Below are 22405 nucleotides of genomic sequence, written 5' to 3'. Positions count from 1 at the left end.
GGTGGTCAGAAATATACGAGCATGGAAACCGTCAGATTGGGAATCAGGCTGCGGGTACCCCGATCGGCCGCCCGCCGGATGACATCGGCCTGTTCCTCGGGCAAGGCGCCATACAGCTGCGTGGACACCCGCTGCACCACGGCCCACCCGTCCACGCGGATGGACGTGCCCTTGCGCATGGGCCACAGGATGGACGTGGTGGGGCCGATCTGGTCAATGCGGCGGCGCCCGGAACGCGTGATGGACGCGCCTCCCTCCCCGTACCTGACCGACGCCGCCCGGTCGTAGTCGCTCCGGATGAAGTACCGGATGCCGATTTCGGCGGTAATCCGCCCACCGGTCTGGACGCGCACCCAGCCACTCCAGGTCCGGAGCGTGTCGAACGGGATTTCGGCGAACTCACCGGCCAGGAACCGGCCCAGCCGGAGGTCCGAATAGGCCGCATCCAGTTTCAGCCGGAATCCGTCACCCATGCCCTGCTCGGCCTCCAGTTGGTAGCGCATTTCCCGGGCGGACTGGTCCGTCGGACGCCGGCCCGGCAGCAGGAAATCATCCACGGTGTAGGTGGCCCGCACTTCCGATTCCAGGCGGATCCGGGTGTCCGGGGAGGGCTGCCAGGTCAGCGCCGGCCGCAGCCGGATGGAACGCTGGGTATTGTTGTCGGCCGACCGGGCCGCCCTCAGATAGACGGTGTGGAACCAGCTTCCGAACATCCGGGTCGAGAAGGTCCACGCCGGCGATGCACGGTATTCCAATCCGACGCTTCCGTTGTACAGCAACTCGTCCCGGTCGTCCGGATTCACCTCCGGCGTGTCGTGCTGCAGGACGTTCGCCGACCCGTCGAACTGGACGACCCACCGGCCGGACACCGGAACGAGCCCCGTGATGGACAGCCCCAGGAAGCCCCGGTCGTAATCCGCCTGACGCAACAGGGTCAGTTTCTGGGCGGCCTGCGCCGGCGGCAGATCGGCGGCGTTGTCCAGTTGCCGCTCCTCCACTTCGGCCCCGGCGTTCATGCCGGCGCGGACGTATCCGCTGCCGAACCGCCACCGTGCCGCCAGATCCAGCCTCACCGTCTGGCGCCCGAAATCGGAATCGAACACGAGGGCATCGGACGGGGCCCGGAGGGAGCGTACCCTGCGGGCATTCAATCCGGCATCCACGCGCAGCACGGCATCCAGGGCGTCCGTGATCTGCGTGGATACCCCGACGCCCACCAACAACGTATCGCTCACGGTGGACTCGACGGTTTCCGCTCGCCGCACGGCGGCTTCGTCGCGGTTCAGGAACGACGCCGCCTGGTAGGCATCGCGGCGCAACGACGCGACTTCCACGTCGGCATTCACGGTGGTCCGGGCAAACGTACGACCGGTCGCGGCCCGGAGCCGGACGACCCTCCCGGCACGGGGGGCCATGCGTTGCACCTGGAACTGCCCGTCGACCTGTGTGGCGTATCCTCCCACCTCCCGCATGGGCATGCCGAAGGCGAGGCCAGCGGCCGGGCCGGCATCCGTTCGGACGGGCGCCTCGCCCGTTCCGGACAGGGCACCCGGGCGGGCGTCCACGGTCAGGCCGGCCGCAGGCTCCACCCACCATCCCTGCTCGCTGAGGTGACGCAGTCCCACCCACGCATCTTGATGGTACACCCGACTGAGGCTGAACCAATCCGCCGTCGAGCGGACGGTCAAATCCAGCAACCGGTCGGTGTTCTTCACCGCATCCATCCTGAAGCGGTTTTCGTCCCGGAAACTCAGGCGGTTGTCGAAAAGCAGATAGGCGTCGCTGCGGAAGGCGTTGCGCATCCCGATGACCCAGGGTCCGCTGGTCACATCGGCCCGGGCCAGCCCCTCCCACCGGTAGCGGTTCACGTCCCGCTCGAACCCGGTTTCCAGAACCACCTGGGCGGACGCCTGCCCCGCGGCCAGCATGATCATGCACAGCAACCCGAGGCCTGTTCGCACAACCGCCGTCCCGGGTCTCATCCGGGAGGCCACGTCAATGGACGACCGCCCAGCAGATGCAGGTGGAGATGCGGGACTTCCTGTCCACCGTCCGGGCCACAGTTGAAGACGGTCCGGTACCCCCGCGCCAGGCCTTCCTTCGCGGCAATCCCCTGTGCGACCACGAAAAGGTGGCCCACGAGGGCCGCATCGTCCGGCGTCAGATCATCCAGCGACGGAATGGGTTTGCGCGGAACGATCAGGATATGTGTAGGCGCCTGGGGCTTGATGTCCCTGAACGCAATGCACAGGTCGTCCTCATGAACCATGTCGGACGGGATCTCTTTGTCCGCAATCCGTTCAAAAAGTGTTTTGTCAGTCATGGAATTGTGAACTTTGCACCTGAAGCGTTCCAATATAGGGCCTGGAGCATCCCCAACCGATCTTCGCGGGAACGCATTCAAACCGATCACATTCCATTTGTGAACGTTTTAATACTGCGCCTATGCCGACCATCCTCGTGACCCGCAAGGTCCACTTCAATGCCGCCCACCGGCTGCACAACCCGGACAAATCCGATGCCTGGAATCGGGAGACCTTCGGCAAGTGCAATTCCCCGAACTGGCACGGACACAATTACACGCTGGAAGTGACGGTGGCGGGCGAGCCCGATCCGGATACCGGCTACGTGATCGACCTGGGCGTGCTGAAGCGCATTATTGAAGAACGGATTGTTTCCCATTGCGACCACGCCAACCTGAATCTGGACGTGGACTTCCTGCAGGGCATCGTGCCTACATCGGAAAACCTCGTCGTGGCCTTCTGGAATCGTCTCGAAGACCAGCTGCCGACCGGCCGACTGCACGCCATCAGGCTCTACGAAACCGAGCGGAACGTCGCTGAATACCAAGGAACGCCATGAAATTGTTTGATGAACGCCTGCAGTACGACGCCGAAGCCGTCGAGACCCTGTCCAGGAGTGTCCGGACCATCCTGGAAACCATCGGAGAGGATCCGACCCGCGAGGGCCTGCTGAAAACGCCCGAACGCGTCGCCAAGGCACAACTTTTCCTCACGCAGGGCTACGGCCAGGATGCCCGGGAAATCCTGCGGAGTGCCGTCTTTGAAGAACACTACGACGAGATGATCCTGGTCAAGGACATCGAATTGTATTCCATGTGCGAGCACCACATGGTTCCGTTCTTCGGGAGGGCCCATATTGCGTACATCCCGGACCAGCACATCGTGGGGCTCTCCAAGATTCCCCGCATCGTGGACGTCTTCGCCAGGCGGTTGCAGGTCCAGGAACGGATGACCATCCAGATCCGCGATGCCATCCAGGACGCACTGAAGCCGCAGGGCGTGGCGGTGGTCATCGAGGCCACGCACCTGTGCATGGTCATGCGGGGCGTGCAGAAGCAGAATTCGGTGACTACGACGAGTTCCATGTCCGGTCCCTTCCTGGACAACGTCCACACCCGCGCCGAGTTTTTCAAATTGATCAACGGAAAATGAGCCACACCGCCCACCATATTGTCATTACGGGCGCCAGCCAGGGAATCGGGGCGGCGACGGCGGTCGCCTTTGCCGGGAGCGTACCGGGCGTTCATCTGTCGCTGCTGTCCAGGAACACCGTAAAAATGGAAGAAACCGCCGTCCGGTGCCGCGCACACGGTGCCCACGTGTCGGTCTTCGAATGCGATGTCACCCAGACGGCCGTGCTGCAGGACGTCGCGGCGAAGGCGGTAACGGCGCACGGTGTGCCCACCTGCGTGGTGAACAACGCGGGCATCTTCGCCCCGGGCGAAATGGCCGATGTCACGGAGGCGGTCATGCAGGCGCAGTGGGACGTGAATGTCATGAGCGCCTTCACGCTGTCCCGCGCCCTCCTCCCCGGCATGGTCCAGCGTGGCAGCGGCATGTTGCTGTTCATGGCGTCGGTCGCGTCCATTGAAGGCTACCCGGGTGGTCTGGCCTACTGTGTCACCAAACACGCCATGCTCGGCCTGGCACGGGCCCTCCGCACGGAGCTCAAGACATCCGGCATCCGCGTCACGTCCATCCTGCCGGGTGGAACGTTCACGCCGTCATGGGACGGCTCGGATATCGACGAAGAGCGCCTCATGCCGGCAGAGGACATTGCTCGGGCCGTGGTGTCCGCGTACCTGATGTCGGACCGCACGGTCGTCGAGGAAATCCTGTTGCGGCCGCAGCTGGGCGACCTCTGAACCTGCCCTTCCGCACCAGCAGGGTGGACTGAAAATGTAACTTCCCGGGTTACATTTCGAAAAAGGGGTCACGCGTCCCCCCGACGTGCACATCCCCGTTTCCCATCGCCATGTATTTCCGTTTCCTGGCCCTGTCTGTCGTCGGCGCGGCCATCGTCGTGCTGACCGGCAGCCAGACGCCCCGCACCGACCAGCCGTCCACCGCCGCTGCCGTCTCCGCCGTCTCTGCCTCCACCTCCGCGTCCGCGCCCAGCAGCCGATACCTCCAGCTGCTGCCCGATGGGGAGTTCAAGCGCCAGTTCATCCTGGACTGTACCGGGTGCCACCAGTTCGATCGCCAGCAGATTACCACGGGGGACCGGCTGAAGAGCGAACAGGAATGGCATGCCCGGATCGACCAGATGCTCGGATTTGCCGGAGCCCATACGGCATTCCCCATCATGTCGCCCAGCCGGCAATCCGCCGTGACCTCGCGATGGCTCGTCGCTGCCCTGGGTGACGAAACTGCTCCCGTCCCCGAACCCGACCCGTTGCCCCCGGGGGACGATGGGGTCACGTTCACCGAGTACGTCTACCCGAACCGGCTGGACATTCCGCACGACCTGGAACCGGATCCGGACGGTCATCTGGTCATCACGGGGCAATTGTCCGGCAGCATGTACACCCTCAATCCAGCCGATGGCACGTTTGAACGGACGGCCATTCCGGTCCCACAGGTGAACCCCCGGGCGCTCACGATCGATACCGACGGCACCTGGTGGGTCCTGCTGGGCGGACCGCAGAAGATTGCCCGACGCGACCCCGGGGATGGCTCCTGGGACACGTACGACATCGGCATGCATCCGCACAGCATTGTGCGCACGGCGGACGGACGCATTTGGTTCAACGGCCACTTCTCGAAAAGCCCCGAGACCATGGGCTACCTGGATCCGTCCACCGGAGACGTCCAGGTCTATAACGTCCCGTCCGAGCCCATGCCCGATGGAGGCAGCACCATACCCTATGGGCTCCGGGCCGACGCCGACGGAACGCTTTGGGGCACGCAACTGGTAGGCAGCAACCTGGTGAAGTTCGTACCCTCCACCGGGGCCTTCACCCTCTATCCGCTCCCCACATCCTACAGTGGTCCCCGTCGACCGGACGTGGCTCCAGACGGCACCATCTGGATTCCGCTCTATGCTTCCGGGAAACTGGCCCGGTTCGACCCGGACACGGAGCGGTTCACCGAATACGATCTCCCCATCAAGGATGCGCTCCCCTACATCGTGCGCGTGGATGCCCAACGGGGCTGGGTCTGGGTGGCCACAGCGGCGGCCGATGCGCTCCTCCGATTCCACATCGCCGAGGAACGGTTCACGGTCCACCCTTATCCGACACCCCGTTCCCTGGTGCGTCACATGACCCTCGATGCAGCGTCGGGCGACCTGTGGTTCTCGTACGGGAATTTCCCGGCCATCTCCCCGAAGATCGTCCGGGCATCAGTTGAGTGATGGGTGTTCGGGGGCGTTTGCCAGGATGGCAAACGCCCCGCCCATCCCGCGGAGGACCTGCTGCCAGAGATCGTCCTCGGCCGTATCGAATACATAGTCTTCGGTCGCCTGCGTCACGATCCAGCCACCGGCATCGACTTCGGCCTGCAACTGGCCCGGCGACCATCCGGCGTATCCCAGGAAGAACCGGATATCATCAGGGTCCAGGCCCCCGTCCACAATCCGGGCGCGGACCATGTCGAAATCGCCCCCCCACATGATGCCTTCCCGGACGGGAATGGCCTCGGGAATGAGTTCATCACCGCGGTGAATGAAATGAAGCGTATCGGGTTGGACGGGACCACCCCACCCCACCTCGTCGCTGAAGGCCATCAACTCATCGAACAACTGGTCCATGGTGACCGTCAGCGGTTGGTTCAGGATGAGTCCGAAACTGCCGGCACCTGAATGCTCACACACCAGCACGACGGAGCGGCTGAAGTGGGGATCCGCACTCATGGGCGGCGATACGAGCAGCACTCCGGCGGCAAGAGCTGTCCTGTCCTTTATCACGGTGATTGCTGTTTCATGAGTGCCCGACGTGCTCCGACCCACCAGTCCGGACCACGAGTGATGGTGGATATGGTAACATCCGCGAAGTGAGGTATCAACTCAATAAGCTTCACGGGAATGTCGAACCACTGCCCCGCCACCACCATTTTCTCGAGGTCGTTCGCTGCATGGTGCGACCAGCGCCATTTCTGACGCAGCGCCTCGGACTTTTTCCAGTAGTTCCGGTCGTCCCATGCAAGGGCACTCTCTTCTATGGTATCGTGGATGCCACGCAGGCTGAATACCAGGAAAGCGGTCATGTCCTGCTCTTCCTCACCGAAACCCGGCCGTTCCGCAAGCAGGCGGATGACTTCCGCGCATGACCGGATGTGGGCGTTCCGGCGCTTGGCCGGCGTGTCGCCAGTGTAAACAATGCGTGCCATGTCAGAAACGTAAGGTAACCGTGGTTTCCTCGCCAGGGTTTGATTTGATTCCCATGGTTCCTCCGTGTGCCCGCATGATCTGGCGCGACAAACTGAGCCCGATTCCCGACCCGTCACTCTTCGTCGAGAAAAACGGAATGAACACTTTTTCGAGCGCTTCGGGCTCAATGCCCGGGCCATTGTCGGTCACCTGGATCACCGGCCGCCCCCGATCTCCAAGGAAGGCGCGAACGCGGACGGTACCGCGTTCGGTCCCGTGGAGGGCCTGGATGGCGTTCCGGACGAGATTGATGAGGATCTGTTCGATGAGGCTCTTGTCGGCCGTGAGATCGAGCTCGGACGGATCGATGGACGTCTCGAACGCAATGCCGTGCTGTGCCAGCTCGTTGCGGAACAGGAGTTCCACATCGTCCAACAGGCGGCGGAGGGGGAAAATGGACAGGTCCGGGCGGGGAATGCGCGTCAGGCTCCGGTACGCCTGCACGAATCCGAGCAGGCTCTGGCTGCGCCGTTCGATGGTCTGCACGGCCTCCCGTACGTCCGATGCGTGCGATGGAAGCCCATCATCCAACAACTCCCGGACGGAAGTGGCCAGTGACGAGATGGGTGTGATGGAGTTCATGATTTCGTGCGTCAACACGCGGGCCAGTTTCTGCCAGGCTTCGATCTCCTTTTCCTCCAGTTCCGTCTGGATATCCTGGATGGAAACGAGCGTGTAGGGCGTACCGCGCATCTTGAACTGTGTGCCGTAGATGACCAGCTCCAGCAGCTCGTCGCCGTCGACGACTTTCACGATGCGCTTCTCGCCGGACGAAATCCGACTCAGTGTTTCCACGAGTTGCGGACTGAATTCAGACAACATGGCGATGTTGTTCAGGTATTGCACCCGCAGCAACCGTTTTGCCGCATTGTTGATGAGTCCTACCGAACCGTTTGACCGGTACGAAATCAACCCCACGCCGATATGATGCATGACGGTCTGCAGGAACCGGTAGTGTTCCTCGGTCTCGGACCGGGCGGTGCGGAAGTCATCCATGACGTCCGACAGGGCCGCATTCAGATCCTTGAAACTGCTGCCCCACCCGGGGGCCGAGAACGTCTGCGAGAAATCGGAATAGCGGATGGAGCGCAGCAAGCGGGCAACGTCCCGGTTCGTCCGGTCCACATGGCGCACGAGGGCGGTGATCTGGAAGATCAGGACGACCGTCAACAGGCCCGCCGCCATGAAGGATGAGCTCATCCAACCCAGGAACACGATGCCCACCGTCGTGATGGCCATCAGGATGATCCTGGCGATGATCTGGATCCTGAAATTCCGCACGCTCAGAGTCCGTATTTCTCAAGACGGCGGTACAGGGACGCCCGGGTCAATCCCAGTTCGTCCGCCGCCTTCGAGATGTTGCCTGCGTGCTTGTCCAGGGCTTTCCGGACCACGGTTTTTTCCACATCCTCCAGGTTGAACGAGTCGAACAGGAGTCCGTCCGCGCCCATGTCGTGGGCCGACGTGAACAGGAAATCTTCGGGTTGCAGCGTGGTCGAATCGGTCATGATGACCGCCCGCTCCACCATGTGCTCCAGTTCCCGGACGTTGCCCGGCCAGGACCAGGACTCCAACTTGCGGAGCGCACCGTCGCTCATGCCCGTCACCGACTGGTTGTACTTGCGCGCGAACATCTCCAGGAAATGCTCCACGAGGAGCGGAATGTCCTCCAGGCGCTCCCGCAGGGCCGGCAGACGGATTTCCACGGTATTGATCCGGTAGAGCAGGTCCTGCCGGAACGCACCCTCCCGTACCCGTTCGTGGATGGGTTCGTTCGTGGCGCAGATGAGCCGGACATCCACGCTGTGGGGACGATTGTCCCCCACGCGGGTCACCTGACGCTGCTGCAGTACGGTCATGAGCTTCGATTGCAACGGCAACGGCAGGTTGCCGATTTCGTCCAGGAAGAGCGTGCCTCCGGATGCCATTTCGAACCGGCCAGGACGGTCCTCGCGGGCATCGGTGAATGCGCCCTTGCGGTGGCCGAACAACTCACTTTCGAACAGGGTTTCCGTGATGGCGCCCATGTCGACGCTCACGAAGACCTCGTTGGCGCGTTTGGACTGGCGGTGCAGGGCCCGGGCCACCAGTTCCTTGCCCGTCCCGTTCTCGCCCAGGATGAGGACGTTGGCGTCGGTTCCGGCCACCTTGTCGATCTGCACGAACACGTTGCGCATGGCCGGGGACTTGCCGATGAAGTCGCGATACCGGTTTCCCAGGTCATCCGACAGCATCCGGGACTGTTCGCGCAGGGCGTTGGCTTCCTGACGGGACGAACTCAGCCGGAGCGCCGAAGTCAGCGTGGCAATCAATTTCTCGTTCTGCCAGGGTTTGAGCACAAAGTCGGTGGCCCCCGCCTTGATGGCATTCACCGCCATTTCCACGTCTCCGAACGCCGTGATCAGAACGACCACGGCCGATGGATTGATTTCCCGGATGCGGTCCAGCCAGTAGAAGCCTTCCCGCCCGCTGGACACGTCCCGGGTGAAGTTCATGTCCAGCAGGATGACGTCGTAGTTGTCGTTCTGCAACAGGGCCGGAATGTGTTCCGGCCGCTTTTCCGTGTGCACGTGTTCGGCGTGTTTGCGCAGCAGCAGTCGCGCCGCCTGGAGCACGTCCGCGTCGTCATCCACAACCAGTATCCGTCCGAGATCCGGCGATTCCTGCATATCCTCAAATCGTCAATGGTGCAACAAAGATCGGGCACTTCCGTGGAGTACGGACAACATTGCCAACCCTTTACGATGCAAAACACTCCAACTATCGTACCGCATGGAAATTGTGTTCCAAAAGCGGACAGCCCTTCGGTAGAAGTGTTCAATATCGTACAGTTGGTGTTTCAAGACCGGACATATCTTCGATCATGTGGACGGCCTGCCCGGCTTATTTGTGCTGTGGCACGACCCTTGCAAAACGATTTTTCATGAGCATGGACACAACTACCGAAAAAAATCTGCCCCAGGAGCCGCCCAGGAAACCGACGGCAGCCTCCATTCTGGCGCCCCGTGGCAATGGCGGCCAGGGCGATTCGTCTTCCGGAGACAGTTACGGAGGCGGACAGGGCATGGACAAGAAGATTGCCAGGAAATTCTGGACGACGCGCCGGATTGGGATGATCGTGGGAGCCATTGCGTTCCTGGCCCTGATTGCCTGGGGTATTTCCTCCACGAGTGGCGGTCGACGCCTGAACGTGGACCGCGACCGCGTCACCATCAGTGAAGTGCGGTTCGCCCCGTTCCAGGAGAACATCCCCATTACAGGCAATGTCCTGCCGCGGAACTGGTTCTTCCTGGACGCCATCGAAGGCGGACGGGTCGAAGAGGTCTTCGTCCAGGAAGGCGCCATCCTGCAGGAAGGCGACCCCATCCTGCGCCTGTCCAACAGTGGGCTGCAACTGAGCCTCCTCCAGACCGAAACGTCCCGGATTGAGCAGATCAATCGTCTGGAACAGACCCGGTTCCAGGTGGAGCAGAGCAACCTCAGCACGCGGCAGCAGCTGACGGACATGCAGTACAACATCCGGCGGCTGGAGCGCGAGCACGCCCGGGCCAAGCAGCTGTATGACAAGGAATTGATGGCCGAACAGGACTACCTGCGCATCAAGGACGAATACGAGTACTACCTGAGCCGGATGGATTTGACGCAGCGTTCCTATCGTACGGATTCCCTGCGCCAGGCCCAGCAGCTCGAACAGATGGCCGATGCCGTCGCCCGCATGGACCAGAATTTCCAGGTCATCAACAGTCGCCTGGAGAACCTGGTCATCCGGGCGCCCGCGGACGGCCGGCTGTCCCAGCTCAATGCCCAGTTGGGTGAGATCGTGAGCACCGGCTACCGGTTCGGACAGGTGGACCTCATGGACGGCGTCATGGTCCGTGCGCAGGTGGACGAGTTCCACATCAGCCGCGTCATGCGGGGCCAGAAGGCCGTCACGCTGCCCATTGCCGGCCAGGAATACGAAATGGAAGTCCACCGGGTCTACCCGCAGGTCCAGCAGGGCCGCTTCGAAGTGGACCTGCACTTCGTGGGCGAAGAGCCGGATGCCATCCGTCGGGGCCAAACGGTTCGCGCCCGGCTTGAAATGAGTGATCCCACGGAAGCCGTGGTCGTGCCGCTCGGTGGGTTCTTCCAGTCCACGGGGGGCAACTGGATCTACGTCCTTGATGAGTCGGGGGAATTTGCCGTCAAGCAGCCCATCCGTCTCAGCCGCAAGAATCTCGAAGTGTACGAGGTGGTCGAGGGACTCGAGCCCGGCCAGCAAGTCGTCACTTCCTCCTACGAAACGTTCAACGAGGCAGACCGCCTGGTATTCAACTGACAAACACCATGATCAAGACAAAAAACCTCAAGAAGGCGTACATCACCGAGGAAGTCGAAACGACCGCCCTCAACAACGTCAACCTGGAAATCAAGGAAGGCGAGTTCGTGTCCATCATGGGACCGTCCGGCTGTGGCAAGTCCACCCTGCTGAACATCATGGGCCTGCTCGACAACCCGACGGCCGGTGAATACTGGTTCCTGGATACGGAAATCTCGAACCTGAGCGAACGCCAGCGGGCCCAGCTCCGCAAGGGCAACATCGGATTCGTCTTCCAGAGCTTCAACCTGATTGATGAGCTCACGGTCCACGAAAACGTGGAACTGCCGCTGCTGTACCTCGGCATGCCGAGCGACGAGCGTAAAGAGCGGGTCCAGGCGGCACTCGATTCGGTGCAGATCACGCACCGGCAAGGCCACTTCCCGCAGCAGCTTTCCGGTGGTCAGCAGCAGCGCGTGGCCATTGCCCGCGCCGTTGTGGCGGGGCCCAAACTCATCCTGGCGGATGAGCCCACGGGTAACCTGGACTCCACGCACGGCGAGGAGGTCATGAACCTGTTGACCCAGCTGAACGAAGCCGGTACGACGATTGCCATGGTCACCCACTCCCCGGCCGATGCCGAATACAGCCAGCGCGTCATCCACCTGTTCGACGGTCACGTGGTGACCGAGAACTTCATCCAGAGCCACTATATCCATCAAGGCAACTGAGCCATGCATATGAGGTAGCCATCATGAGGGAAATCTGCATCCAGGTCCCCGACATGGGATCCGAGAACACGGTTGAAGTCCTGGTTACGGTGAACGGGGAGAAACGCCTTACCAACTACCGGGTAGAAGCATTTGATTGGCATCATGGCGGAGATTCGTCCTTCCATCGGATTGAACGGCTCCGGGCCATGATTGACGGCTACGATCCCGGTTGGGAGCTGGTCCAGATCGGAATTCCCGACAAAGGCCTCGTACCCGTCATGTTCAGACAACGGATTCACGCCTGACCCTCATGACCCCACTGCCCGCTCTGAGAACGCCGACAACCCGAGTTGTCGGCGTTCTTTTTTTGTCCCTGTTCCTGTCCGGCAGCCTGCTGCCCGGCAATCTGCACGCGCAGGCAACCGAAACACGGATAATCGTCCGCGCCGTCTCCCATGACGCGAAAATCATCGGCTCCGGTGCCGGTGGGGTACGCGTGGTCATCCGCCGGGTCCGGGACGGCAGCGTGCTGGCGGACGGCGTCCAGACGGGCGGCACGGGGGACACCGACAGCCTCATGCGCAAGCCCAGGGTCCGGGGCACGGATCCCTTCGACACGCCCGATGCGGCGGCCTTCCGCACGACGCTAGCGCTGGACGCACCGACCTGGGTGGACATCACGGCCATCGGCCCCCTCGGGGATCCGGATGGCATGACGCAGGCGACCAAGCGCGTATTACTGATCCCCGGGCACCATGTCGAGGGCGACGGCTTTCTGGTGGAACTGACCGGGCTCACCGTCAAGATCCAGGAACCGCGTTCCGAACAACCCGTGCCGCAGGGAACCCCGTTTACGGTCCGGGCGCTGATGGAAATGCTGTGTGGCTGTCCGACGGAGCCCGGTGGACTGTGGGACAGCGGCGACTTCACGATCCAGGCCACTGTCTACCGGGACGGGCAGCCCGTAGCCACGCGCCCGTTGCTTCCGGCGGGGACGCGCAGCCTGTATATGTCCGACTTCCAGGGTCTGGAGGCCGGGCGCTACGAAATCCATGTGGTCGCCACACAGAACGGGACCGGCAATGCCGGTGAAGCACGCATCCGCGTCAGCGTCCAATGACGGATCGCGTCGTCTGGATAACCGGGGCCTCTTCGGGCATCGGGGCCGAGCTGGCAAAATCCTTCGCGGCACGCGGTGCCCATGTGGTGGTATCGGCGCGGCGCATCGACCGGCTCCGGGCCCTCGTGGATGGCCTCCCCGAACCGGACCGGCACATGATCCTGCCGCTCGACGTGACCCACACGGAAACCCACGCGGCGGCATTCGAGGCGGTCCTGGCCCGCTTCGGGCACCTCGACACCCTGGTGCTGAGTGCGGGGATCGGTCAACGTTCGGCGGTCCGCGAGGTGGACCTGGCGGTCGAGCGGCGCATCATGGACATCAATTTCTTCGGGGCGCTGTCGCTCGTGCATGTCTGCCTGAAGCATCTCCTGGAGCGGCCGGACGGGCATGTGGTGGCCATCAGTTCGGTCATGGGCAAGGTGTCCACGCCCCGGCGGGCCACCTATGCGGCGTCGAAACACGCGCTCCATGGCTGGTTCGACGGGCTGCGGGCGGAAATCGCGAATTCGCCGCTGGACATCACGCTGCTCTGTCCCGGATACATCCGGACATGGATCAGCGAACAGTCGGTGAGGGGGGATGGTACGCCCCACGGGGAAATGGATGCGCAGCACCGGAATGCCATGCCGGTGGAGGTGTTCGCCCGCAAGGCCATGCGCGCCATGGAAAAGCGGAGGGCCGAGGTGTATATTGGAGGACCCGAGATCTGGGCGGTGCCCCTCATCCGCTTCTTTCCCGGCCTGGTCCGTTGGCTGCTCCCGCGCGTCATGACAAGGGATTGACCGCAATGCAAACCTTTACGGAGCGGCGCCGGTCAAAGGCCTGAAATCGGTTCATTCATCCTTTCGGTACTCCCATGCGTACACGTTTCAATCACGCACTTCTTTTTGCCGCCATCCTGATGGGCAGCCTCCAGGTTGCCTCGGCGCAGGACATCAGCCGTACGTTTACCGTTCAGCCCGGCGAACTCCTGACCATGGACATCCGCACGGGCGGGGACATTTCCATTACTGGTTGGGACCGGAATGAGGTCTCCGTGGACGTCCGGATCACCGGCCGCGATGCCGAGAGCGTCGAGGTGGACATTGACGAGACCAGCCGCGGGGTAGCCATCCGTACCGACAACAGCATGCGCCGGGGACGCGCGGTGGTCGAGGTCACGGTCATGGTACCCTCCCGCTTCAATCTGGACATGGAAACCACGGGCGGCGACATTGTTATCGACGGCGTGGAAGGGGATCTGGAAGGCACGAGCATGGGCGGCGACCTGACGCTCAGCAATCTCAAGGGCAAAGTCAGCATGGAGACCATGGGCGGTGACGTCCTGCTCCGCGATTCTTCCGTGGACGGCAAAGTCAGCACGATGGGTGGCGATGTCGACCTGCGCAACGTCACCGGCACGGTGGACGGATCCACCATGGGAGGCGACGTGACCTATGACAATGTGAGCTCGGGCAGGGCAGCAGGATCGGGCAATCGTCCGGTCAGACTGAACACCATGGGCGGCGACGTGGTCCTTGAAGAAGCCCTCTTCGGCGCTGACGTATCCACGATGGGCGGTGAAATCCGGGTCCGGAAGGCCGCGGAATTCGTCAAGGCGAGCACCATGGGCGGCGATATCACGGTCGGCGAGATCAATGGCTGGATTGAAGCCAAGACCATGGGCGGCGACGTGGAAGTCCACATGGTGGGCGGCACGACAGGCGACCGTCACGTGGAACTGGAGTCCATGGGGGGCGACATCACCCTGACCGTACCCAAGGGATTGTCCATGGAGTTCGACATCGAAATCATCCTGGACGACGACAGTGACGACTACAGGATCGACTCGGACTTCGACCTTGACGTCAAGGTGGACCAGCGCGGCGGTCGCTGGAGTTCCGGTGGGCGGGTCCATGCCACGGGCAGCGTGGGTGGCGGTGCGAACCTCATCAAGATCAAGACCCGGGACGGCGACGTGACCATCCGCGAGGGCAATTAGGGCCTGTTTCTTCAGTCCCGAGCGCAGCCCTGAGGCAGTTTACCGGCCGGCCACTCGTCTGGAAATCCATAGACGACGAGTGGCCGGCCGTGTGCTGTGTCGGCGCCAATCTCGCGCATGCCCATTTTCTGCATGATGCGGATGGATCCGGGGTTCTCCAGGTAGGACTGGCAGGTGATGTGGGTCAGACCGAACGATTCCCTGGCCACGAAGAGCGCCGCCGACGCGGCCTCGAAGCCGAATCCGGAGCTCCACCAGTCCCGTCCGTATCGCCAACCGAAGTCCAGGCGTCCCAGGTCGTGACCACGCGCATCGACCGGCATGGTGTCCAGGCCACAAAAGCCCATGAACGCGCCGCTGGCGGCGTGTTCGACCGCGAAACGCATCCATCCCCTGTCCGCTTGGTGGGCCATCTGGGCGTCCACGAATGAGCGGGCGTAGTCCGGCGTACGCGGCTGCCCGTCGCCGATATGTTGCATGACAACGGGGTCTGTGACGATGTCCGTGTAGGGAGCACGGTCATCGTCCGTCCAGTCGCGCAGCAGCAGCCGTTCGGTTCGAGCGTGGATCTTCATGGAATTCATGGGTATGGGCCGTATAGACCGTGTGCGGGGTGCTTAGTTTCCTGACATACTATCCTGTCGGCAGACCTCCTGCCCTGACTTCCGCATCCTGCCTCCGCACCCTGCCCAGACTCCCGTGAGCGAAGAAAAAAGCCGGCATTTCATCCAGCAGATCATCGACCAGGATCGCGCCTCCGGACGCGTGCCCGGGGACATCATCACGCGATTCCCGCCGGAGCCCAACGGCTACCTGCACATTGGTCATGCCAAGGCCATTTGCCTGAATTTCGGTCTGGCCGAGGAGTATGGCGGCCGCTGCCACCTGCGCTACGACGACACGAACCCCGAGACGGAGGACATGGAATATGTCCGTTCCATCCAGGACGACGTGCGGTGGCTGGGCTACGATTGGGACGAACACCTGTATTTCGCCTCGGACTACTTCGAGCAGCTGTACGGGTTTGCCGAGGACCTCATCCGTCAGGGGCGGGCCTATGTGGACAGCCAGGACATGGACGAAATCCGCGCCACGCGCGGTACGGTGACGGAACCGGGCACGAACAGCCCCTACCGGGACCGGTCCGTGGAGGAAAACCTGGATCTCTTCCGGCGGATGCGCGCCGGGGAATTCCCGGACGGGGCCCACGTGCTGCGCGCGAAGATCGACATGGCCTCCCCGAACATGCTCATGCGCGATCCTCTCCTGTACCGGATCCGCCACGCGGAGCATTACCGCACGGGCAACACATGGTGCATCTATCCGATGTATGACATGGCCCATCCCCTTGAGGATGCCATCGAGAACATCACCCACTCCCTGTGCACCCTGGAATTCGAAGTGCATCGACCGCTTTATGATTGGCTGGTGGATGCGGTCTGCGCCCCGCCCCGGCCGCATCAGTATGAATTCGCCCGGCTGAACCTGGATTACACGGTGACCAGCAAGCGGAAACTGCTGCTGCTGGTGAAGGGCGGCCACGTGGAGGGCTGGGACGATCCGCGCATGCCCACCATTGCCGGACTGCGGCGACGCGGCATCCGCCCGGAGGCCCTGCGCGCGTTCTGCGACCTGATCGGCGTCGCCAAGGCGGACAACCGGGTGGATATCTCGCTGTTGGAATATGCCATCCGGGACGACCTGAACGCCGCCGCCCCCCGGGCCATGGCCGTCCTGGACCCGCTCAAAATGGTCATCACGAACTGGCCGGAAGGCGTGGTGGATGAGCTCAAGGCCTCCTACTGGCCGCCCGATCATCCCCTGGCCCACACGAAGGGCAGCACCCGGATGGTACCGTTCGGACGGGAGCTGTGGATGGAGCGGAGCGACTTCATGGAAACCCCGCCCCGGAATTTCCACCGGCTCAGCCCGGGACAGGAAGTCCGGCTGCGGAACGCCTACATCGTGAAGTGCCAACGCGTCGTGAAGGGCCCCGACGGGGCCATCACCGAAGTGCACTGCACCTACGACCCGGACTCCCGATCGGGCTCCGGGGCCGGCGCAGCCCGGCGTGTGAAGGGGACCATCCACTGGGTCAGCGCGGCGCATGCCGTGCCCGTGGAAGTCCGCCTGTACGACCGGCTGTTCCACGTGCCGAACCCGGACGTCATCGAAGAAGGGCAGACCTTCCTGGACCACCTGAACCCCGACTCCCTGCAGGTCATTCCCCAGGCGTGGGTGGAGCCGGCGGTGGCTGAGGCCGAAGCCGGGGCCCGCTTCCAGTTCGAACGGAACGGCTATTTCTACCGCGATCCGGTGGCGGCGGCCGAAGGGCGGATGGTCTGGAACCGGACCATCACGTTGCGCGATACGTGGGCCAAGCAGGACACGGGAAAGGCGGTGGGCTCGGCGAAAGCCCGAGTCTCGGCTCCGGCGGCGACAGAGCCAACCTCAGAGCCAACTGCAGCACCGCCGGTCGCGTTCACACGGGACCCCCTGTCGGGGCTGGATGATGCCGGTCGTGCACGGGTGGAACGGTTGCAGGCCGATTTCGCCGGGCTTTCGCTGGATGATGCAGCGGTCCTGGCCACGTCCGCCGAACTGGATGCGTATTTCCGGGACGTGGCGACCGCGGCACCGGGCATGCGGGACTCGGCGACCAACTGGCTCATCCACGAAGTCCGGCCCATGCTGCCGGAAGACGGCATTGCGGCGATCCGCGACCGCCTGACGCCGACCCGCTTCGTTTCCGTCCTCGCGCTCCATGCAGAAGATGTGTTGTCGAACCGGTTGGCCCGCGAGGTCCTCAAGGAAGTCATGGAATCGGGCGCCGAGCCGGATGCCGTGGTGGATGCGCGCGGACTGCGCCAGATTTCCGATACGTCTGCACTCACCACAGCGGTCCAGGCCGTCGTGGAGGCCCATCCCGACCGGGCCCAGGCCTATCGGGATGGCAAGACCGGACTCATCGGGTTCTTCATGGGCCAGGTCATGCAACGGACGGGTGGCAAGGCCAATCCGCAGGTGGTCAAGGAGATGCTGGAGGAACGGCTGGCTGCGCAATAGCGCGCGTCGACACCTCAGCGCACGTCCGGGGCCGCCCATACGGCGTTCGGAATGGGTTCGGGCGTCGTGCCGGGCGCGAGGGTCAGCAGGGCCGGGGCGGCAATGCCCGAGCCTTGGTCCCCGTACCGGGCCAGCACGCGGGTGCCGTCGAACCACACGAAGTCCGTCGGCGACTCCGCGCCGGGGAACGGCTGCATGAACGTGCCGGGGCCGCCGCGGAAGTGCCACTCCCCGTCCACCTGGAATGCCACCACCGCCGAGCCGGGCGCAAAGCGGAGGTTCGTCACGGAGCCCGCGGCGGCCCCGGGTGGGACGATGTAACCGGACTGTCCGTCTGCCACGGTCCAGGACGATACGGTTCGCCGACCATCCCCGTCGGGTGGGCGCACGTCGTATCCCAACTGGGTGCCGTCGGAAGACCAGACCGGATTCCGGGGTGCGTACCGGTCACCGATCACTTTCACCGGCTCGGCATCGTCCAGCGCGGACACGTAGAGCGTGGAGTCGGGTTCGTAGGCCCGGGCCTGCCGGTTGTACACCAGTTCCCGGAAAATGTAGGCCAGGCGCCGACCGTCGGGGGCCACCGAAATACTGTGCATTCGCCGGGCATCGATGGTCTGCAGCGTGGCGCATCCGTCCGCCTCAACCACATACAGGTTGTCGGAGCCGCGCACGAGCAGGGAGCCGTCCGGGCGCACGGCCAGCACGACCTTCGACGCGGAGCATCCCACATCCTTCACCCCTCCCAGGGAAAGGGGGGTGTCGTCCGGGGCATTGCCCGCCGAGGTGATGTCCACGCGGACAATGCCGCCGGGACCCATGTCGGTCGCGCTGCCGGTGTGGTGCCCCACCACCAGGCGGCGTCCGTCCGGGGACCAGGCCAACGAAACCCGCTCATCGACGGGTCCGACCCATACCTGGCGGATCGCGCCCGTGCGGCGGTCCAGGACGTGTACCCGGGAGCTGTCGGGACCCATGGTCCAGAGGGCAAGTGCGTGGCCCTGTGGTGCGGGGAGGGCCTGTTCAAGTCGGTCGCCCCCGGGAAGGTCCGTTTCCTCCCCCGTGCGCAGGAAGCGGTACACGAGACCGCCATCCCGGGCGGCGATCACGTCGATGGCGGGCCCTTCCGGCTCGGTCTCGACCACGTCCACGGGTGCGGTGACGGGTTCCGGCGCGGCACAGGCGGACCACAGCAGGGCGAGCAGGAAGACCAGGGCGGGCGAAGCGGGGGACGGGAATCGTCGGGACATGGAAGGCAACAGGCAGTGGGAAACGGTCTCCGCGGACAACCCGGGGCGCCCGTAATTGTTCGCCCGGCAGCGCGTAACTTGACGACCGCGTTTTCGTCCTGTTGTCTTTGTCACCTGCCCGTTGCCCGTCGTGATTACCGTAAGCAAACTGACCAAATCGTACTTGAACGGCTTCTCACGCAGTTTCGTGCTGCGCAACATTGACCTGACGGTGAACGAAGGGGAATTCGTGTCCATCATGGGGCCGTCCGGGTCGGGAAAATCCACCCTGCTGCACATCCTGGGCATGTTGGATGAGCCGTCCACCGGTGAGTACTTCTTCTTCGACCAGCCGGTCCACAAGATCAACGAACGGCAGCGCACCGACCTGCATCGCCAGTACATCGGCTTCGTTTTCCAGGCGTACCATCTGATTGACGACCTCACGGTCTACGAAAACCTGGAGACCCCGCTGCTCTACAAGAAAATCAAGGGGTCGGAGCGCAAGAGCCAGGTGGCCGAAATGCTGGACCGGTTCAACATGGTGGCCAAGAAGGACCTGTTCCCGAGCCAGCTCTCCGGTGGCCAGCAACAGTTGGTCGGCGTGGCGCGCGCACTTATCATGAAACCGAAGCTCATCCTCGCGGACGAGCCCACCGGCAATCTGCACACGACCCACGGCGAAATCGTGATGGACTGGTTCAAGCGACTCAATGAAGAGGAAGGCGTGACCATCATCCAGGTGACGCACTCCGAACACTGGGCCTCGTGGGGCAAACGGATTGTGGAACTGGTGGACGGTCGCGTGGAACGGGATGTCCAAACCTCTGATCAAGCTGTATAACCCATGACAGCCTTTTCGGCTGCAGCGCTCGTCCGGAACGCGCGCGAACAGGACCTTGACGCCCTGACCCTGCTCGAAAACCATGCGTTTTCAGGCGACCGCATTGACCGACGCAGTTTCCGGCGCTTCCTGCAAACCGGTTCGACCCGCCTTCTGGTCGCGGAATTGCCCGACGGCACGATTGCCGGATACCTCATTCTCCAATTGCCGCGCCGTACCCGCCGCGCCCGGATCTACTCCATTGCCGTGGACGAAAAGGTGCGCGGCTATGGTCTGGGGACCCAGCTCATGCTCGTGGCGGAGGAAATTGCCCGCCAGAGTCACCGCACATTGCTGACGCTCGAGGTCCGGACCGATTCGGACCGTGTGCAGGCCCTGTATGACCGACTGGGATACGTGGTCCATGAACGGCTGCCCGGATATTACGAGGACGGCACCGACGGCTTCCGGATGCGGAAGGATCTGACGGTGGTCAGTTCCGATACACCAGTCCGGGGCCGCGTTCCGCTCCTGGTCGTGGAAAAGACGGAACAGGGCCGGGACCTGGAAAAGATCGGACGCGTGGTCACCGTCCGCGAATATCTGTCCGTGGGGCTGGCGGTTCCGGGCCGTGTAGTGGTGAACCTGAGCGTCAGCTACGAGCACATGACGCGGGGGTACTATGTCAGCCTGCTGGCCGAGGCCCGCGGGGAGCGATGCTATCCGGCGGCCTACAACCTGCTGGATGTGAACTGGAAACGCATCCACCGGCGCGCCCTCACGGAACTGGAGCCGCAGCTGAAGCGGGCCGCCGAGCTCACGGATCTACCGGAATCCACCCTCATCTTCTTCGGTCACACGGAAGTGGAGGCCCTGTCCTACGTGGCGGCGGCGTTGTTCGACCAGTTCCGCTGTCCCATCCTGCAGGTCTGGTTCGGCCGTGACCCCCACCCGGTCATCGAGGACATCGAGGCCATGGGCATCCACCGGTTGTCCGAGGCCGACCGATCCCGTTTTGCCGCGGAGCTGGCACGTTTCCTGAAGGCCCGTTCGCCGGTCTCGAAGCCGTTGCCGCGCGTGGCCACGTCCATTGCCATGTTGGTGGACCCGAACGAACCCGTTCCGCCCTCCGATGAGCCCGCCTTGAAACGTTTCGAGCAGGCCGCCCTGGACCTGGGTGCCCGGATAACCCGCATTGACCGTCACGACCTGCACCGGCTGGCCCAGTTCGATGCGCTCTTCATCCGGGAAACGACCCGCCTGGACCATCACACGTATCGCTTCGCCCGCAAGGCCGAGGACGAGCGCATTCCCGTGTACGATACGCCGGAAGCCATCCTGAAATGCACGAACAAGATCTTCCTGTTCGAGATGCTCCGCGCGCACGGCATCCCCTCGCCCAAGACGACGGTGTTCGACCGCCGGGACCTGAAGTCGCTGGCGGAAACCATGACGTATCCGGCCGTGCTGAAGGTACCCGACTCGGCCTTTTCCCTTGGGGTACACCGGGTGGAAGACGCGGACGGCCTGCGCGCCCGGGCAGAGCCCCTGTTCAAGCAGTCCGACCTGCTCCTGCTGCAGTCCTACGTGCCGACGGCATTCGATTGGCGGATTGGCATCCTCGACGGAAAGCCCTTGTTCGCGTGCCGCTATTTCATGGCCGACGGGCACTGGCAGATCATCCAGCACGAATCCAGCCCGGGCCAGATTGCCTACGGCGACTGGGAAACCCTGCCGCTGGAGGCCGTCCCGCCGTCGGTGCTCCAGGCCGCCACCGAAGCGGCGTTGCCCATTGGTCGCGGATTGTTCGGCGTCGACCTCAAGGAGACCCCCACGGGTCCGTTGGTCATCGAGGTCAACGACAACCCCAATATTGACGAGGAAGTCGAAGACGGAGTACTCGGGGATGAACTGTATCGTCGGATACTGGGCTCCCTCATTTCGGGCGTGGGTGGCAATACGGGAACATAGTAATACCTGAACGGCGTATGAGGGGCATGAAAAAACAACTTTTCCTGGCGTTTTTCGCCGTCCTGTTCTCCGCCGCTGCGCTTTTGCCATCCCACGTTTTTGCGCAGAGCAACTTCGGCCTGGGCATCATCGTGGGTGAGCCCACCGGTATTTCAGCCAAGACATGGTTGAACGACCACAATGCCCTTGACGGTGCCGTCGCCTGGTCGGTCAACGAGAATGCCCGCTTCCAGGTGCATGCCGACTACCTGTACCACCGCAATTACCTGTTCGCCACCGAAGACCTGACCGGTCGGATTCCGTTCTACTTCGGCATTGGCGGCCGCATGCGCATGGCAGAGCGGGGTGATGACCGCTTGGGCGTCCGATTCCCGCTTGGCCTTACCACGCTGCTGCGACAGGCACCCATCGAGTTCTTCGTCGAAGTGGTCCCGGTCATGGACCTGGCCCCGGACACGGATTTCGACATCAATGGCGCAATCGGAGCGCGCTGGTGGTTCAACAGGCGCTGATTTAAGTCGGGGCGGAGC

The 22405-nt window shown here is 63.2% G+C and carries 22 protein-coding genes; 14 read left to right on the top strand and 8 right to left on the bottom strand.

The genetic code is table 11. From position 1 onward, the window contains the following. Positions 1-5: 5 nt before the first annotated feature. The gene (locus RIE53_07600) at positions 6-1934 is read right to left on the bottom strand and encodes a hypothetical protein (GenBank protein MEQ9104549.1); all 1929 of its coding nucleotides are present in this window, start codon (positions 1932-1934) and stop codon (positions 6-8) included. Positions 1935-1978: 44 nt separating this feature from the next. Next, the gene (locus RIE53_07595; GenBank protein MEQ9104548.1) at positions 1979-2323 is read right to left on the bottom strand and encodes a histidine triad nucleotide-binding protein; all 345 of its coding nucleotides are present in this window, start codon (positions 2321-2323) and stop codon (positions 1979-1981) included. A gap of 137 nt (positions 2324-2460) precedes the next feature. Here RIE53_07595 and RIE53_07590 point away from each other — a divergent pair, with 137 nt between their 5' ends. The 4 genes from RIE53_07590 (at position 2461) to RIE53_07575 (ending at position 5658) form a co-directional block, all read left to right on the top strand. Then, positions 2461-2862 (top strand): 6-carboxytetrahydropterin synthase, encoded by a 402-nt coding sequence (locus tag RIE53_07590; GenBank protein ID MEQ9104547.1) that lies wholly within the window; start codon positions 2461-2463, stop codon positions 2860-2862. Continuing rightward, positions 2859-3455: a GTP cyclohydrolase I FolE gene (gene folE / locus RIE53_07585; GenBank protein ID MEQ9104546.1), complete on the top strand. Its 597-nt coding sequence runs from the start codon at positions 2859-2861 to the stop codon at positions 3453-3455. Before RIE53_07590 ends, folE begins: the two co-directional genes overlap by 4 nt. Then, complete coding sequence (locus RIE53_07580) at positions 3452-4168, top strand: SDR family oxidoreductase (protein ID MEQ9104545.1); 717 nt, start codon at positions 3452-3454, stop codon at positions 4166-4168. The genes folE and RIE53_07580 overlap by 4 nt, the downstream gene beginning before the upstream one ends. A gap of 110 nt (positions 4169-4278) precedes the next feature. Further along, positions 4279-5658, top strand: a complete 1380-nt coding sequence (locus RIE53_07575; GenBank protein ID MEQ9104544.1) for a hypothetical protein — start codon at positions 4279-4281, stop codon at positions 5656-5658. Here the strand turns inward: RIE53_07575 and RIE53_07570 are convergent. From RIE53_07570 to RIE53_07555, 4 genes are read right to left on the bottom strand one after another with little or no spacing between them, the layout of a single operon-like run. Next, entirely contained in the window at positions 5647-6210 is a 564-nt protein-coding gene (locus tag RIE53_07570; protein ID MEQ9104543.1) for a YqgE/AlgH family protein, read from the bottom strand. The two genes, RIE53_07575 and RIE53_07570, sit on opposite strands and share 12 nt — an antisense overlap. Next, positions 6207-6632: a hypothetical protein gene (locus RIE53_07565; GenBank protein MEQ9104542.1), complete on the bottom strand. Its 426-nt coding sequence runs from the start codon at positions 6630-6632 to the stop codon at positions 6207-6209. The genes RIE53_07570 and RIE53_07565 overlap by 4 nt, the downstream gene beginning before the upstream one ends. A 1-nt stretch (position 6633) precedes the next feature. Further along, positions 6634-7953 (bottom strand): ATP-binding protein, encoded by a 1320-nt coding sequence (locus RIE53_07560; GenBank protein MEQ9104541.1) that lies wholly within the window; start codon positions 7951-7953, stop codon positions 6634-6636. A gap of 2 nt (positions 7954-7955) precedes the next feature. Then, the gene (locus RIE53_07555; GenBank protein ID MEQ9104540.1) at positions 7956-9341 is read right to left on the bottom strand and encodes a sigma-54 dependent transcriptional regulator; all 1386 of its coding nucleotides are present in this window, start codon (positions 9339-9341) and stop codon (positions 7956-7958) included. A 254-nt stretch (positions 9342-9595) separates the two neighbouring features. Between RIE53_07555 and RIE53_07550 the strand changes: the two genes are divergently transcribed. From RIE53_07550 to RIE53_07525, 6 genes are all read left to right on the top strand, one after another. Beyond that, positions 9596-10990, top strand: coding sequence for an HlyD family efflux transporter periplasmic adaptor subunit (locus RIE53_07550; GenBank protein ID MEQ9104539.1), 1395 nt, complete (start codon positions 9596-9598; stop codon positions 10988-10990). Between the two features lie 8 nt (positions 10991-10998). Further along, complete coding sequence (locus RIE53_07545; GenBank protein ID MEQ9104538.1) at positions 10999-11700, top strand: ABC transporter ATP-binding protein; 702 nt, start codon at positions 10999-11001, stop codon at positions 11698-11700. Between the two features lie 23 nt (positions 11701-11723). Continuing rightward, on the top strand, positions 11724-11987 hold the full coding sequence (locus RIE53_07540) for a hypothetical protein (protein MEQ9104537.1): 264 nt from the start codon (positions 11724-11726) through the stop codon (positions 11985-11987). Between the two features lie 5 nt (positions 11988-11992). Further along, a complete protein-coding gene (locus RIE53_07535) occupies positions 11993-12802 on the top strand; it encodes a hypothetical protein (GenBank protein ID MEQ9104536.1) in 810 nt (269 codons plus the stop codon). Beyond that, a complete protein-coding gene (locus RIE53_07530) occupies positions 12799-13587 on the top strand; it encodes an SDR family oxidoreductase (protein MEQ9104535.1) in 789 nt (262 codons plus the stop codon). Before RIE53_07535 ends, RIE53_07530 begins: the two co-directional genes overlap by 4 nt. A 74-nt stretch (positions 13588-13661) precedes the next feature. Further along, positions 13662-14786 (top strand): DUF4097 family beta strand repeat-containing protein, encoded by a 1125-nt coding sequence (locus RIE53_07525; protein MEQ9104534.1) that lies wholly within the window; start codon positions 13662-13664, stop codon positions 14784-14786. Positions 14787-14797: 11 nt separating this feature from the next. On the opposite strand, the gene RIE53_07520 is transcribed toward RIE53_07525, so the two are convergent. Next, entirely contained in the window at positions 14798-15361 is a 564-nt protein-coding gene (locus tag RIE53_07520; GenBank protein MEQ9104533.1) for a GNAT family N-acetyltransferase, read from the bottom strand. Between the two features lie 124 nt (positions 15362-15485). On the opposite strand from RIE53_07520, the gene RIE53_07515 reads away from it, so the two are divergent. Further along, positions 15486-17852 (top strand): glutamine--tRNA ligase/YqeY domain fusion protein, encoded by a 2367-nt coding sequence (locus RIE53_07515; protein ID MEQ9104532.1) that lies wholly within the window; start codon positions 15486-15488, stop codon positions 17850-17852. A 14-nt stretch (positions 17853-17866) separates the two neighbouring features. On the opposite strand, the gene RIE53_07510 is transcribed toward RIE53_07515, so the two are convergent. Beyond that, positions 17867-19102: a hypothetical protein gene (locus RIE53_07510; protein MEQ9104531.1), complete on the bottom strand. Its 1236-nt coding sequence runs from the start codon at positions 19100-19102 to the stop codon at positions 17867-17869. 130 nt (positions 19103-19232) lie between these two features. On the opposite strand from RIE53_07510, the gene RIE53_07505 reads away from it, so the two are divergent. Genes RIE53_07505 through RIE53_07495 form a run of 3 tightly spaced genes read left to right on the top strand, consistent with a single transcriptional unit; the run spans position 19233 to position 22387 of the window. Beyond that, positions 19233-19925 carry an ABC transporter ATP-binding protein gene (locus tag RIE53_07505; protein MEQ9104530.1) on the top strand — a complete coding sequence of 231 codons (693 nt, stop codon included), beginning with the start codon at positions 19233-19235 and terminating at the stop codon, positions 19923-19925. A 3-nt stretch (positions 19926-19928) separates the two neighbouring features. Continuing rightward, positions 19929-21875, top strand: coding sequence for a GNAT family N-acetyltransferase (locus RIE53_07500; protein MEQ9104529.1), 1947 nt, complete (start codon positions 19929-19931; stop codon positions 21873-21875). A gap of 26 nt (positions 21876-21901) precedes the next feature. Further along, on the top strand, positions 21902-22387 hold the full coding sequence (locus RIE53_07495) for a hypothetical protein (protein MEQ9104528.1): 486 nt from the start codon (positions 21902-21904) through the stop codon (positions 22385-22387). Positions 22388-22405: the final 18 nt, after the last annotated feature.

The organism is Rhodothermales bacterium (genome assembly GCA_040221055.1).
Classification (GTDB): Bacteria; Bacteroidota; Rhodothermia; order Rhodothermales; family UBA10348; genus 1-14-0-65-60-17.
The sequence above is the reverse complement of the archived record's forward strand: the minus strand, read 5'-3'. Positions and strand labels throughout refer to the sequence as shown.

Bases quoted from the DNA above. Each gene is read 5' to 3' on its own strand.
- RIE53_07600 (MEQ9104549.1), bottom strand. From the start codon at position 1,934: ATGATCATGCTGGCCGCGGGGCAGGCGTCCGCCCAGGTGGTTCTGGAA.
- RIE53_07595 (MEQ9104548.1), bottom strand. From the start codon at position 2,323: ATGACTGACAAAACACTTTTTGAACGGATTGCGGACAAAGAGATCCCG.
- folE (MEQ9104546.1), top strand. From the start codon at position 2,859: ATGAAATTGTTTGATGAACGCCTGCAGTACGACGCCGAAGCCGTCGAG.
- RIE53_07580 (MEQ9104545.1), top strand. From the start codon at position 3,452: ATGAGCCACACCGCCCACCATATTGTCATTACGGGCGCCAGCCAGGGA.
- RIE53_07575 (MEQ9104544.1), top strand. From the start codon at position 4,279: ATGTATTTCCGTTTCCTGGCCCTGTCTGTCGTCGGCGCGGCCATCGTC.
- RIE53_07565 (MEQ9104542.1), bottom strand. From the start codon at position 6,632: ATGGCACGCATTGTTTACACTGGCGACACGCCGGCCAAGCGCCGGAAC.
- RIE53_07555 (MEQ9104540.1), bottom strand. From the start codon at position 9,341: ATGCAGGAATCGCCGGATCTCGGACGGATACTGGTTGTGGATGACGAC.
- RIE53_07550 (MEQ9104539.1), top strand. From the start codon at position 9,596: ATGAGCATGGACACAACTACCGAAAAAAATCTGCCCCAGGAGCCGCCC.
- RIE53_07545 (MEQ9104538.1), top strand. From the start codon at position 10,999: ATGATCAAGACAAAAAACCTCAAGAAGGCGTACATCACCGAGGAAGTC.
- RIE53_07540 (MEQ9104537.1), top strand. From the start codon at position 11,724: ATGAGGGAAATCTGCATCCAGGTCCCCGACATGGGATCCGAGAACACG.
- RIE53_07535 (MEQ9104536.1), top strand. From the start codon at position 11,993: ATGACCCCACTGCCCGCTCTGAGAACGCCGACAACCCGAGTTGTCGGC.
- RIE53_07530 (MEQ9104535.1), top strand. From the start codon at position 12,799: ATGACGGATCGCGTCGTCTGGATAACCGGGGCCTCTTCGGGCATCGGG.
- RIE53_07525 (MEQ9104534.1), top strand. From the start codon at position 13,662: ATGCGTACACGTTTCAATCACGCACTTCTTTTTGCCGCCATCCTGATG.
- RIE53_07520 (MEQ9104533.1), bottom strand. From the start codon at position 15,361: ATGAAGATCCACGCTCGAACCGAACGGCTGCTGCTGCGCGACTGGACG.
- RIE53_07510 (MEQ9104531.1), bottom strand. From the start codon at position 19,102: ATGTCCCGACGATTCCCGTCCCCCGCTTCGCCCGCCCTGGTCTTCCTG.
- RIE53_07500 (MEQ9104529.1), top strand. From the start codon at position 19,929: ATGACAGCCTTTTCGGCTGCAGCGCTCGTCCGGAACGCGCGCGAACAG.
- RIE53_07495 (MEQ9104528.1), top strand. From the start codon at position 21,902: ATGAAAAAACAACTTTTCCTGGCGTTTTTCGCCGTCCTGTTCTCCGCC.